The sequence below is a fragment of the Serratia sp. CY76391 genome, from assembly GCF_052166695.1.
Lineage (GTDB): Bacteria > Pseudomonadota > Gammaproteobacteria > Enterobacterales > Enterobacteriaceae > Serratia > Serratia nematodiphila.
Genome location: NZ_JBJNOJ010000006.1, coordinates 342,678 through 356,005, shown reverse-complemented (window position 1 = coordinate 356,005; position 13,328 = coordinate 342,678). Strand labels below are relative to the sequence as shown.

Here is a 13,328-nt window from a genome sequence, read left to right as displayed (position 1 = left end):
TGCTCCTGATTATTTGGCGTTAGAACGGTAAGTCTCAATCAGTTCGATAAAGTGATCGAACAGCGGCGCGGCATCGTGCGGGCCTGGGCTGGCTTCCGGGTGGCCCTGGAAGCTGAACGCCGCTTTGTCGGTGCGGTGAATGCCCTGCACCGTGTGGTCGAACAGCGATTTGTGCGTCACGCGCAGGTTCGCCGGCAGATTGTTCTCATCTACCGCAAAGCCGTGGTTCTGCGCGGTGATCATCACGGTGTTGTTGTCCAGATCCTTCACCGGGTGGTTGCCGCCGTGGTGGCCGAGCTTCATCTTCATGGTTTTCGCCCCGCTGGCCAGCGCCAGCAGCTGGTGGCCCAGGCAGATGCCGAACACCGGAATGTCGGTTTCCAGGAACTGTTTGATGGCGGTGATGGCGTAGTCGCACGGCTCCGGATCGCCCGGGCCGTTGGACAGGAAGATGCCGTCCGGATTCATTTTCAGCACCTCGTCGGCCGGGGTCTGCGCCGGCACCACGGTCAGGCGGCAGCCGCGATCCACCAGCATGCGCAGGATGTTGCGCTTGGCGCCGTAGTCGTAAGCCACCACGTGGAACGGCAGTTCCGCGGCGGTTTTGGCTTCCGGCAGGTCGCCTTCAAGCGTCCAACTGCCTTGCTGCCAGCTGTAGGCCTCTTGGGTGGTGACCTCTTTCGCCAGATCCATGCCCTTCAACCCCGGAAAGCCTTGCGCCTTGGCCAGCGCCAGCGCGGCATCCGGCGAATCGGCGGCGATGATGCAGCCGTTCTGGGCGCCTTTCTCGCGCAGCAGGCGAGTCAATTTACGGGTATCGATATCGGCGATCGCCACGATGTTGTGACGCTTGAGGTAGTCGGACAGGCTTTCTTCGTTGCGGTAGTTGCTGGCGATCAGTGGGAGGTCGCGAATGACGAGGCCTTGGGCGTGTACTGCGGAGGATTCTTCGTCGGAAGCGTTGGTGCCGACATTGCCGATATGAGGATAAGTAAGAGTAACGATCTGGCGGGAATAGGAAGGATCAGTGAGGATTTCTTGATAACCGGTCATCGACGTATTGAAGACCACTTCCCCCACTGCCGTTCCCTCTGCCCCGATGGCCCGACCGTGGAATTGGGTTCCGTCTTCCAGAACCAATAGCGCTGACTTTATCAAAACACCCTCCAAGGAATAATCAATCACAATATTTGCATATTAATTCAGATATCGCGATCTAAATCAATGCAAAAACCGTCCGCGAGGCCAATTTTTGGCAAATTGGGCGCATTTTAATGATGAGTGCCTGGCTTGTCTACCCAAACTGCCGTTTTTTGTTTTATTTTTGCAGTTCTCGGCGCTCATGCGGCTTGAGCGGCGATAAAAACACAGAAAACCGGGGCTGGAAAACGGTTGCGGGGAAGAATGACGGAAAATAGTGCCGGAATGGGACAAAAAAGACGCTGAAAAAGCCAATGGTGGAAAAAAAGCAGATAATTAGCAAGATAAACATAAACAAATACCAGCCTTGACAAGGAAACAACATCAACACGATATTTATCATGTTAAAAAAAAAGGACAATAAAATTATTGCCCGATTATCATAGCATTATGATCAATACAACCACATCACGATGGTATGCAAATCAATTATAACTGGTCCAAATTCAACACGTCGCGCATATCAAATAAACCTTTATCCCGGTTATGTAACCAGGTAGCCGCGCGCACCGCGCCGCTGGCGAAAGTCATGCGGCTGGAGGCCTTGTGGGTGATTTCCACCCGCTCGCCGATGTCGGCGAACATCGCGGTGTGCTCGCCGACGATGTCGCCGGCGCGAATGGTGGCGAAGCCGATGCTCTTCGGATCGCGCTCGCCGGTATGGCCTTCGCGCGCATAGACCGCACAGCTTTTCAGATCGCGCCCCAGCGCGCCGGCGATCGCTTCGCCCATGGCCAACGCCGTGCCCGACGGCGCATCCACTTTGTGGCGGTGGTGCGCCTCGACGATTTCGATATCGGTATAGTCGCCCATCACCTGCGCGGCCCTCTCCAGCAGTTTCAGCACCAGGTTGACGCCGACGCTGAAGTTGGCGGCGAACACGATGCCGATATGCTGCGCTGCAGCGCGGATCGCCTGCTTGCCCGCGTCATCGAAGCCGGTGGTGCCAATCACCATCGCCTTGTGGTGCGCCACGCAAAAATCCAGGTAGTTCCGCGTGCTTTCCGGGCGGGTGAAGTCGATCAAAATGTCGAACTCGCTAGCCACTTTCTCCAGGCTGTCGCTTACCTTGACGCCCAGTGCGCCAATGCCCGCCAACTCGCCGGCATCGACGCCGATCAGGCTTGAACCCGGGCGCGACAACGCCGCGCCCAACACCACGCCTTCCGCCTGCTGCACCGCCTGGATCAACTGACGGCCCATCCGGCCGCCGGCGCCCGCAATCGCAATGCGGATTTGTGAATCACTCATGCTTGCTCTCTTCTTGATTTGACGCCTATCCCATTAGGCTATCGATTCAGGGTAACTGCCCCGCTGCAGCGCCGCCAGAGGATTCATTTCATAATTAGAAAATTATGATATTCCCCCGTTTTCATCAGCGGCGCTGTCGTGAGATTAACATTCAACCGATTTGGCGGCCTGCGACGATTGTACATAATCATGCAGTTTCCATGGCAAAAAAATGCAGAAAAAAGGCGCCGAAAACGGCGCCTGTGGAAAGGATCACAGCGAAGTCAGGCAGTAATGGCGGCCACTTCGTTGGCGATCGCCGTCAGCGCATCGTGGCGGGCATAGTCCTCACGCACCAGTGCCGCGCGCTGGCGATAGATCGGCTGCTGCAGAATGCGCGTCGCCGCCGCCAGGATCTGTTCAGGGCTTGGCGTGCTGGTGTGCAGGCTGATGCCGCAGCCGGCGGCGACCACGCGCGCGGCCGCCTCCAGTTTGTCTTCGCCGGTGCCGGCGACGATCAGCGGCACGCCGCTGTTCAGCGCATAGTTGATCGAGCCGTAACCGCCGTTAGTGATCAGCAGCGCCGTCTCCGGCAACCAGCGTTCGAAGGAGATAAACTCCCGCACTCTGGCATTGGCCGGCAGCGCGTCCATCAGTCCTTCCGTCGCCCGCCCGCCGGTGGTGGCCAACACCCGCACCGGCAGATGAGCCAGCGCTTGCAGCGTCGGCACGATCAGCTGATGCAGATCGACATTGGCCAACGTGCCCTGCGTCACAATCACCAGCGGCCGACGATCGTCCGCCTCCCACAGCGTTTCTTCCGCCGCCGGCTGGCCGCCGCTGCGCAGCGGGCCGACGAAGCGCACGCCGCTCGGCAGATCGTCACGCTCATATTCCAGCGCCGTGGTAGCCAGCTGCAGGAAACGCTCGCAGCCGCCGATCAGCGCGTCGGTGAACGGGCGATCCAGCGCCCGTCCCCCCGCCTGCACCAGCGCCGCATCGAAGCTCTGCTGTACTTCATCGAGCAGCACGCGCGTTTCTTCATCCACCAGCTGCTCACGGGTCAGCGCCTGCGGCAGCAGCGCCGGCGGGATGCGCGGACCATAAAAAATAGCATCGCGCGAGGAATACGACAGCGGCGTGACCCCGATACCGAAGACCGGCGGCCGTTCGGCAGACTGCAGCAGCGGCAGCACGCCGTAGAAGCAGTTCTCCACCATCAGCAGATCGGTGTCTTCGGCAGCGATGGCCGCACGCAGTTGCCGATCCAGCAGCGGGATCGGCGCGGCGAAGAAATCTTTCAGCGCCAGCGCCATCTGTGCATTGCCCGGCGGCAGGGCGGCGCGCTCGGGGAAGTGCTGCTCCAGGTGGCGGTAATCGAAATCCACCTGCGCGTCGAACGGCACGAAGCTCGCGCCCACCGCCTCGGCGCGTTCGCGGAACAGCGCGCCGGTCATCACCCGCACCTGATGCCCTTGGGCAATCAGGTGGCGAGCGATGGCCAACATCGGGTAGACGTGCCCCGGAGTGGCGACTGCCGCCATCAATATCCTTGCCATAATGCTCCTTTACGCTTCTGCGTTAGCCGGCTTCAGCGCCAGATTGGCGCACACCGGGTTGCTCTGAATATGCACGCGCTGCAAATGACGCGCGGAACGGGCGGTGAAGCCCTCACGCCCATGCAGCAGCGAGAAGTTGTCCGCCACCACCACGTCGCCCTGTTGCCATTGGTGGGCATAATAGTGACGCGGATCGTACAGATGCTGCTGCAGAGTGTGGTGGAACTGTTCCTGCTGTTGTTCCGGCACGCCGTGATATTCCAGCGCATGTTGATTGAGGAATTTTTTCCCCTCCGTCGGCGGTTCATTGTAGCGCATGATCAAGCCCCTGCCGTTCGGGTGCTGCACCACCAGCGGCGAACAGACTTCACCGCCGTAGTGCACCACCTGCTTGATGCGGTAGGTGATCGAGACCGACAGCCACTGATCCAGCAACGCTTCGTCCGCATTGGCCAGCAAGCGCGTGGTGTCGACGAAGGTCGTGCACCCGCCTTCGTCCGGCGACGGCGCCGCCACGCAGTGGAACAGCTGGAACTCGGGAATAGTCGGCTTATACATGCCATCCCAATGCAGCGGGACGTAGCTGCTGTCGAAAATATGATCCTTGGCGTCCGGATGTTCCTTCACGTCCAGCACCGCGCCAAACGGCCACATCATGATCTCGCCCCACTGCTCGGCGTAGCGAGTCAGGACTTCCGGCTCGCTGAAACCGGAGTCAAATCCGCGCAGCACCAGCAAGTGATGCTCCTGCGCCAGCGCCCGCAGCGCTGCCACCGGCAGTTCGCCAATCTTTTGCCCCGGATGCTGCGGCGTCAGGATCGCGCCAAACGGGGTATTCGGTTGAATATGGCAATTAAGCGGTTGGTTATTCATCGGTGATTCTCCTTGCATCGAATGTGCTGCTCACACGGCAACGTGCCGTCAAAAACGCGTCCGCCAGGATTTCGGGCGCAAAAGCCTGCAGCGGCCTCAGGCCATCTGCGGTTGTTCGATCAGGTAATGGCTCGGCGTGCCGCGAATCTCCACCAATTCGCCGTCCAGGCTCTGCGCATCTTTACGCTTCATCAGCACGAACTGGCCGTTCACGTTGGCTGCCACGCCATGCCACGGCGTCAGCCAGTCGTCTTTGGTCGGCATCATGTGGATGCCTATCTTCAGGCTATCGGCCGGCTGCGGGTGAATCGACAGGCGTATCGCCGCCGGGAAATGCTGGGCCAGCAGGTTGCCCCAGGCCCAGCTGCGCTGGATAACGCCGCAGGCGCGCCGTTTGGCGTCTTTTTGCAGCGCGGCGTTGGAACCGCTGTAGCCCGGCAGGAGGCTGTCTTCATACAAGAAGCGCGTGATGGCGCGATACAGCATTAATCCCTGCTCGTCCTGCATCAGCTGGCGCTTGATCGCCTCTTCCGATTCGGCATAGCCGTCCACCAACAGCCGGCGCAGCAGATCGTAGTCATCGGTATGCTCCGCCAGGCCTTTGACGTCGCCGAGGTTGAATACACTAAGATGCGTCGCGCCCACTTCATGCAACAGGCTTTCAATCTCACGTTGATAATGGTTGATCGCTTCGTCGCTGACGCGGATCAGATCGCCGAACACATGGCCGTCGGAACAGATAACGATATGCGCGCCCGGCGGGTAATAGAGTTGAATGCGCTGGCACAGCGAGTTGAGGAAGATCAGCGACAGCCGCTCCGCCATGTCCGGCACCGCGCCTATCACCTTATTGGCGTTGGGTGACTTGGTCGGAAAAGCCGGCAGCACGAATTCGATGCGCTGGTCGTTTTCAATGAATGCCCGAATGCGCGGCAATTGCACCTGAGTGACCTGCCGCTCTTCTTCAGCCAGAGAAGCATCGTCGGCGATGAGGCGACGTCGATATTGCAATAATTCACGTAGGATTTTTAATGCTATTTCTTCTTTTTTCTGTGCGCTATCCACAATGAGCTCCTGTTGCGATGTGGCGCGGGTGTATTATTGGCAAGCGCAATAAGATTTATCAAAAAGAGATAAAGCGCATGCAAAATAATAATCAGCCCGTCGTTTATATGCTTCAGGCAATATAGGAAAGATGGTGCTATATTATTAGCCCGTATAATTCACAATCTAGGTTAAGTTGTGCTTAACAAACTATGAGCAATATTTTAAAACGCATGGCCATTTTCTCAAAAGTGGTCGATTGTGGCGCATTCAGCATGGCAGCAAAAGAATTGGGCATGACGACATCGGCCGTCAGCCAGCATATTCGCCAGCTGGAGGAACATCTGGGCATTCAATTACTGTTGCGATCGACGCGCTCATTGAGCCTGACCGAAGCCGGATTGTGCTTTTATGAAGATTGTCTGCTGATGATCCACGCCGCCGAGCGCGGGCAACAGCGGATCGCCGCGCTGCGCGGTGAGCTGGTCGGTGAACTGCGCGTCGCCACCTCGACCGAATTCGCCACCCATTATCTGGTGCCGGCGCTGCAGAGCTTCCTCGACGAACACCCGCGCATCACGCTGCGGTTGGAAATCCACGATGAGAGAATAGACCTCATCGCGCAACGCATCGATCTGGCGATACGCGGCGGCGCGCTGGCTGACTCCAGTTACGTCTCAACGCGGCTGGCGCGCTGCCGCGAAGTGCTGTGCGCTTCCCCGGCCTACCTGGCACACCACGGGGTGCCGGATTCGCCGCAGGCGCTGACCCATCATCATTGGGTCACCTTTACGCCGCTCGGCAATCCGCAGTTTGTTCGCCTGATCCATCGCGACGGCGGCGAGCACCGCATGCGCATGACCGGGCGACTGTTCACCAACAGCGGCATGGCGATGAAGGAGCTGGCGCTGACCGGCAAAGGCATCATTCGCAATTTCTTCGCCAACGTCGAGCGAGAGTTGCGCAGCGGCGAGCTGATTGAAATATTGCCCGACTGGCGATTACCGGAAATTAATTGCTATGCCATTATGCCGCGACGGGAGATCCAGCCATTAAAAGTCCGGCGATTGCTGGAGCATATGAAGCTCTATTTAAAGGAGAAAGGATTAAACGACCTAGAACAGATTCGACAAGAATAAAATAAGAAACATCTGCAAGACCACTATTGTAATTATTGTAATCACGTTGACGACACCAGGCCCTATTTAGATTGCAGCCTAATGATATTCTATTTAATGACTTCATTCAGCCTATATAATTAATGACGCCACCGCTACTTCAAATACTCAGAATAAATTTGACTTTAGTTAGCAGAAAATTTGAATATACTCAGCATTTTATTTTTAATGCCGTTGGCATTCCAAAAAAAAAACGGGAAGCCTAAGCTCCCCGTTGTCATTCACTCACGCACCTCAGTCAATCTGACGGACGTCCACGCGTAGCTCTTTCGGCACTTCGAACACGATGTTCTCTTCACGCCCGCTGATTTCATGCACGTCCAGGCCGCCCAGCGCTTTCAGGCGGGAGATCACCTCCTGCACCAGCACATCCGGTGCCGAGGCGCCGGCGGTAACGCCGATATTGCGCGCTTCGCTCAGCCAGCTTTCCTGAATATCCGCCGCCGAATCGATCAGATAAGCCGGTTTGCCGACGCGCTGCGCCAGTTCCGCCAGACGGTTAGAGTTGGAGGAGTTCTTCGACCCCACCACCAGCACCACGTCCGCATCGCCAGCCAGGTTGCGCACCGCTTCCTGACGGTTGGTGGTGGCGTAGCAAATGTCATCCTTGCGCGGACCGATAATATTCGGGAAACGCTGACGCAGCGCGTCGATCACGTCCGAGGTATCATCCACCGACAGCGTGGTCTGCGTCATGAAGCACAGGTTGTTTTCGTCTTTCACCTGCAGCTTCCACACGTCTTCCGGCGATTCGACCAGGTACATGCCGCCCTGCGGGTTGCTGTACTGGCCCATGGTGCCTTCCACCTCCGGGTGCCCGGCGTGACCGATCAGAATCGCTTCGGTGCCGCGGCGGCTGGCGCGCGCCACTTCCATATGCACCTTGGTCACCAGCGGACAGGTGGCGTCGAACAGCATGGTCAGATCGCGCGCCTTGGCTTCGGCGCGCACCGCCTGAGAAACGCCGTGCGCCGAAAAGATCAGGATAGAGCCGTCCGGCACTTCGGCAATCTCTTCGATAAACACGGCGCCGCGCTCACGCAGGCTGTCGACCACGTAGCGGTTGTGCACCACTTCATGTCGCACGTAAATCGGCGCACCGTACAGCTCCAGCGCACGTTCCACGATGCTGATCGCACGATCAACCCCGGCGCAGAAGCCGCGCGGGTTAGCCAGCAATATTTGCATGCGTCTCCTCCTGCTGCGGATCAATCTCCAGCACTTCGATGTCGAAGGTCACCGGATGGCCCGCCAGCGGATGGTTGAAATCGACGGTGATCGAATCTTCCGCCACCGCGCGCACCACGCCCGGCATTTCACTGCCGTCGATGGCGGTAAACAGCATGATGGTGCCCACGTCCGGCACGCCGGTTTCCGCGAAGTCGCGGCGCGAGAAGAACTGGACCAGATCCGGGTTCTCCGCGCCGAACGCCGCTTCCGGCTGCAGGGTAAAGGCGCACTTGTCGCCCGCGCGCAGGCCGAGCAGTTGCTCTTCCAGCGGCGCCGACAGGCTGCCGTCACCCAGGCGGAACAGCGCCGGTTTGCCGCTGCTGCGGGTGGATTCGGCGGTCGAACCGTCTTCCAGTTTCAGCGTAAAGTGAACCAGCACCGCGCTGTCACTGATAACCTGAGCCGTCATATTACTCACCTTTACTCTTTGCGCCTTTGCTCGCCGGCGACAGGAAACCTTCCAGCACGATCATCGCCGCACCCACGCAGATAAAGCTGTCCGCCAGATTGAAGGTCGGGTAGTGCCACTCACCGACGTAGAAGTCGATGAAGTCGACCACGAAACCGTGCCACAGGCGATCGAACAGGTTGCCCAACGCCCCGCCGATAATAAAGGCGTAGGCGATGTTGTTCAGCTTCTGCTGCGCGGTGCTGCGGTACATCATCACCAGCAGCACCGCGACGATGGCGATGGCGATGCCGGCAAAGAACCAACGCTGCCAACCGCCATGGTCGGCCAGGAAGCTGAACGCGGCGCCGTAGTTGCGCGCGTAAAACAGGTTGAACGACGGGATCAACGGCTGGGACTGGCCCAGCGTAAAGTTAGCGAGGATCCACTGTTTGCTGCCGAAATCCAGCGCCAGCACCGCCACTACAACCCACAGCCAACGCAGGCCGGTCGAACAAATTGGTTTACTCATCAGGCGCAAGTTCTCAGGCAAAGTTACGCTTCTCGCCGTCACCGGCGACGTTGCTCACACAGCGGCCGCAGATGTCTGCATGCTCCGCCACCAGGCCGATATCGGTGGTGTAATGCCAGCAGCGCGGGCACTTCTCACCTGGCGCCGTGCTGAAGGCGATCTTCAGCCCTTTCAGCAGCTCGGAGGCCTGCGCGTCGGCCGGCGCCTCCGCCAATGGCGCAACGCTTGCCGCAGAGGTCAACAACACAAAGCGCAGCTCATCCTGCAGGCTGTTCAGACGCGCCGCCAACTCGCTGTCGGCATACAGCGTCACCGCCGCTTCCAGCGAACCGCCGAGGCGTTTGTCGGCACGCGCCTGCTCCAGCACCTTGTTCACTTCACCGCGCACTTTCAGCAGCTCAGCCCAGAAAGCGTCGTTCATCGGCTCGCCTTCCGCCAGCCCGAACAGGCCGTCGTACCACTCTTCAGTGAACACGTACTGCGCGCGTTTGCCCGGCATGAAGCCCCAGATCTCGTCTGCGGTGAACGACATGATCGGCGCCATCCAGCGCACCAAAGCTTCGACGATGTGATACAGCGCGGTCTGGCAGCTGCGGCGAGCGACGCTGTCGCTCTTGGCGGTGTACTGACGATCCTTGATGATATCCAGGTAGAAGGAGCCCATCTCGACCGAGCAGAACTGCATCAGGCGCTGCACCACTTCGTGGAAATCGTAGTTGGCGTAAGCCTGCTCGATATCCTGCTGCGCCGCCAGCGCACGGCCAACCGCCCAGCGATCCAGCACCACCATGTCTTCCGGCGCCACACAATCGGTGCTCGGCTCGAACCCGTTCAGGTTGGCCAGCAGGAAGCGCGCGGTGTTGCGGATACGGCGATAAGCGTCGGCGGAACGCTTGAGGATCTCGTCGGACACCGCGATCTCGCCGGTGTAATCGGTCGACGCCACCCACAGACGCAGAATGTCGCCGCCCAGCTTGTTCATCACGTCCTGCGGGCTGACGGTGTTGCCGATCGACTTGGACATCTTGCGGCCCTGGCCGTCGACGGTGAAGCCGTGGGTCAGCACTTCCTTGTACGGCGCCTTGCCCTTCATCGCGGTGGAGATCATCAGCGATGACATGAACCAGCCGCGATGCTGGTCGGAGCCTTCCAGATACATGTCGGCGCCGTGGCCGTTAAATTCAGGGCGCACGTCGACAACCGAGGCGTGGGTGGAACCGGAATCGAACCACACGTCCAGCGTATCCGGCACTTTCACGTAGTCGGCGGCTTCCGCGCCGAGGATGTCGGCCGCGTCCAGATCCCACCAGGCCTGAATGCCGTCTTGCTCGACGCGTTTGGCCACTTCTTCCATCAGCTCAACGCTGCGCGGGTGCAGCTGTTCGGTCTCTTTATGCACGAACAGCGACATCGGCACGCCCCAGGTGCGCTGACGCGAGATGCACCAGTCCGGGCGGTTGGCCACCATCATTTCGATACGTGCCTGGCCCCAATCCGGGATCCACTGCACGCCCTTGATCTCTTCCAGCGACTGCTGACGCAGGCCTTTCTGATCCATACTGATGAACCATTGCGGCGTAGCGCGGAAGATGATTGGCGTCTTGTGGCGCCAGCAGCACGGATAACTGTGCAGGAACTTCTCGACGTGCAGCAGCGCGCCTTTGTCACGCAGCAGATCGACGATCAGATCGTTGGCCTTGAAGACGAACTTGCCGTCCAGCAGCGGGTAGGTGCCGGTCAGGTAGCAGCCGTTCGGCCCTACCGGGTTGGCCACTTCCAGGCCGTATTTCTGGCCGATCACGAAGTCGTCCGGGCCGTGGCCTGGCGCGGTATGCACCGCACCGGTACCGGCGTCCAGCGTCACGTGCTCGCCGAGGATCGCCGGCACGTCGAAGTCCATGAACGGGTGTTTGAAGCGCAGCAGCTCCAGATCGGCGCCTTTGCAGCTGCCCAGCACTGTCCACTCGGTGATGCCGGCGCGTTTCATCACGCTTTCCACCAGTTCGGCCGCCAGGATCAGGCACTGGCCGTCAACCTGCACCAGCTGATAGGTGAAGTCCGGGTGCAGCGAGATCGCGCGGTTGGCCGGCAAGGTCCACGGCGTGGTGGTCCAGATAACCAGCGAGATGGCGCCATTGAAGTGGCTCACACCGAACTTGGCCGCCACGGCAGCCGCGTCGGCCGCATGGAAGCTCACGTCGATCGACGGCGAAGTCTTGTCGTAGTACTCCACTTCCGCTTCCGCCAGCGACGAGCCACAGTCGGTGCACCAGTGAACCGGCTTGGCGCCTTTCAGCAGGTGGCCGTTGCTGATGATCTTGCCCAGCGCGCGGATAATGTTGGCTTCGGTTTTGAAGTCCATCGTCAGGTACGGACGATCCCAGTCGCCCAACACGCCCAGACGGATGAAGTCCTTCTTCTGGCCTTCAACCTGCTCGGCCGCGTATTCGCGGCACTTCTGGCGGAACTCGGCCGCCGTCAGCTTCTCGCCCGGCTTGCCGTACAGTTGCTCAACCTTCAGTTCGATCGGCAGGCCGTGGCAGTCCCAACCCGGCACATAAGGCGAGTCAAAGCCGGCCATCCCTTTCGACTTGATGATAATGTCTTTGAGAATCTTGTTAACCGAGTGACCAATGTGAATGCTGCCGTTCGCATACGGAGGGCCGTCATGCAAAATGAAGGTTTTTTTGCCCTTTTTGGCAGTACGAATAATCCCGTACAGATCCTGTTCATACCAACGTTGCAGCATGCCAGGTTCGCGCTTGGCGAGATCGCCGCGCATCGGGAACCCTGTTTCCGGCAAGTTCAGGGTATTCTTGTAGTCACTCATGAGATTCTCGTTTCCGTTTTCGGCTATTTACCCGTCACACTTCAAGCTGCATCTTTGTCGGCCGCCCTTTCTCACCCGAATCACTTGCCTGTGCAAGCTCATCGGGGTTCGCGCGGTTGCCGCCGCGATGCAACTCGAATTGTTTAGGGTAAACGATTAAACCAGTGTTTTTAACCCGAAGAACTTTCGGGCCGTCACCACATCATTGGCGATTTGCTGCTTCAGGGCATCGAGCGAAGCAAACCGCTGTTCATTGCGCAATTTTGCGCGGAGCACCACCTCAATATGGCGCCCGTAAAGATCCATTGTGACATCCAGCAGATGCACTTCCAGCTGCTGGCGCACGCCGGCGACGGTCGGGCGCGTGCCGATATTGGCCACGCCCGGCAGCGGCTTCGGCCCCAGGCCGTACACTTCCACCGCATACACTCCTTTCACCGGCGCCACCAGACGCTTGAGCGGCAAATTGGCGGTCGGGAAGCCGATGGTGCGCCCCAGCTCGTCGCCGTGCACCACGCGCCCGGAAATGCTGTACGGGTGGCCCAGCAGGGTCTCCGCCAGCGGCAGATCGTCCTCGCTCAGCGCGGTGCGGATCGCGGTGCTGCTGATGCGCCGCTCGCCTTCGCGGAAGGTCGGGGTGCTGACCACGTCGAAGCCGTACTCTTTTCCGGCCTGCTGCAATAGCGGAAAATCGCCCTGACGCCCGGCGCCAAAGCGAAAATCATCCCCCACCATCAGGAATTTGACGCCCAGTTTTTCCACCAGCAGCTCGGCGACGAACGCCTGCGCGGTGTTGGCGGCGAAACGCGGATCGAACTTGACGCACAGCAGGTAATCGACGCCCGCCTGCGCCAGATAGTTGGCCTTGTCGCGCAGGCGCGTCAAGCGGGCCGGCGCCTTGTCTGCGGCGAACATCTCCAGCGGCTGCGGCTCAAAGATCATGACCATCACCGGCAGCCCGAGGCGTTGCCCTTGTTGCTTCAACTGCTCCAGCAGCGCCTGATGGCCGCGATGCACGCCGTCAAAGTTGCCGATGGTGAGCACGCAACCATGGTGGCGCGCCCGGATATTGTGAATGCCGCGAATTAGCTCCATAGCTGGCTCAAAACAGTGGAAATCGGCGGATTATACCTTGTACAGCCGGTAAGGTTAACCCGCGATTGGTGCCTTTATGTAATAGACATACCATACCGGAGATAATCTGCGCGTGAAACGGCTTCGCCGCAGTTTATCCGGCGCTGCCGGGGCGATTCTCGACCGCGGC

The 13,328-nt window shown here is 59.3% G+C and carries 11 protein-coding genes; 1 reads left to right on the top strand and 10 read right to left on the bottom strand.

What is annotated here, in order from left to right:
- Nucleotides 1-9: 9 nt before the first annotated feature.
- The 5 genes from carA to pvcA form a co-directional block, all read right to left on the bottom strand.
- On the bottom strand, nucleotides 10-1,158 hold the full coding sequence (carA, locus tag ACJ8PN_RS12530) for a glutamine-hydrolyzing carbamoyl-phosphate synthase small subunit (protein WP_004932920.1): 1,149 nt from the start codon (nucleotides 1,156-1,158) through the stop codon (nucleotides 10-12).
- 471 nt (nucleotides 1,159-1,629) lie between these two features.
- Entirely contained in the window at nucleotides 1,630-2,451 is an 822-nt protein-coding gene (dapB, locus tag ACJ8PN_RS12525) for a 4-hydroxy-tetrahydrodipicolinate reductase (RefSeq protein ID WP_442534983.1), read from the bottom strand.
- Between the two features lie 263 nt (nucleotides 2,452-2,714).
- On the bottom strand, nucleotides 2,715-3,974 hold the full coding sequence (locus ACJ8PN_RS12520; RefSeq protein ID WP_171455020.1) for a glycosyltransferase: 1,260 nt from the start codon (nucleotides 3,972-3,974) through the stop codon (nucleotides 2,715-2,717).
- Between the two features lie 24 nt (nucleotides 3,975-3,998).
- Entirely contained in the window at nucleotides 3,999-4,862 is an 864-nt protein-coding gene (locus ACJ8PN_RS12515) for a TauD/TfdA dioxygenase family protein (protein ID WP_049300137.1), read from the bottom strand.
- 96 nt (nucleotides 4,863-4,958) lie between these two features.
- On the bottom strand, nucleotides 4,959-5,927 hold the full coding sequence (gene pvcA / locus ACJ8PN_RS12510; RefSeq protein ID WP_004932937.1) for an L-tyrosine isonitrile synthase: 969 nt from the start codon (nucleotides 5,925-5,927) through the stop codon (nucleotides 4,959-4,961).
- A gap of 191 nt (nucleotides 5,928-6,118) precedes the next feature.
- Between pvcA and ACJ8PN_RS12505 the strand changes: the two genes are divergently transcribed.
- Nucleotides 6,119-7,045: a LysR family transcriptional regulator gene (locus tag ACJ8PN_RS12505; protein WP_004932941.1), complete on the top strand. Its 927-nt coding sequence runs from the start codon at nucleotides 6,119-6,121 to the stop codon at nucleotides 7,043-7,045.
- 273 nt (nucleotides 7,046-7,318) lie between these two features.
- Here the strand turns inward: ACJ8PN_RS12505 and ispH are convergent, their stop codons facing one another.
- From ispH to ribF, 5 genes are all read right to left on the bottom strand, one after another.
- Nucleotides 7,319-8,272 (bottom strand): 4-hydroxy-3-methylbut-2-enyl diphosphate reductase, encoded by a 954-nt coding sequence (gene ispH / locus ACJ8PN_RS12500; RefSeq protein ID WP_016929134.1) that lies wholly within the window; start codon nucleotides 8,270-8,272, stop codon nucleotides 7,319-7,321.
- Nucleotides 8,253-8,723: an FKBP-type peptidyl-prolyl cis-trans isomerase gene (fkpB, locus tag ACJ8PN_RS12495; RefSeq protein WP_004932949.1), complete on the bottom strand. Its 471-nt coding sequence runs from the start codon at nucleotides 8,721-8,723 to the stop codon at nucleotides 8,253-8,255. Before fkpB ends, ispH begins: the two co-directional genes overlap by 20 nt.
- A 1-nt stretch (nucleotide 8,724) precedes the next feature.
- Complete coding sequence (gene lspA / locus ACJ8PN_RS12490) at nucleotides 8,725-9,234, bottom strand: signal peptidase II (RefSeq protein WP_411261107.1); 510 nt, start codon at nucleotides 9,232-9,234, stop codon at nucleotides 8,725-8,727.
- Nucleotides 9,235-9,247: 13 nt separating this feature from the next.
- Nucleotides 9,248-12,064, bottom strand: a complete 2,817-nt coding sequence (gene ileS / locus ACJ8PN_RS12485) for an isoleucine--tRNA ligase (RefSeq protein WP_033631759.1) — start codon at nucleotides 12,062-12,064, stop codon at nucleotides 9,248-9,250.
- A 156-nt stretch (nucleotides 12,065-12,220) separates the two neighbouring features.
- Nucleotides 12,221-13,159 (bottom strand): bifunctional riboflavin kinase/FAD synthetase, encoded by a 939-nt coding sequence (gene ribF / locus ACJ8PN_RS12480; protein WP_016929138.1) that lies wholly within the window; start codon nucleotides 13,157-13,159, stop codon nucleotides 12,221-12,223.
- Between the last annotated feature and the right edge of the window lie 169 nt (nucleotides 13,160-13,328).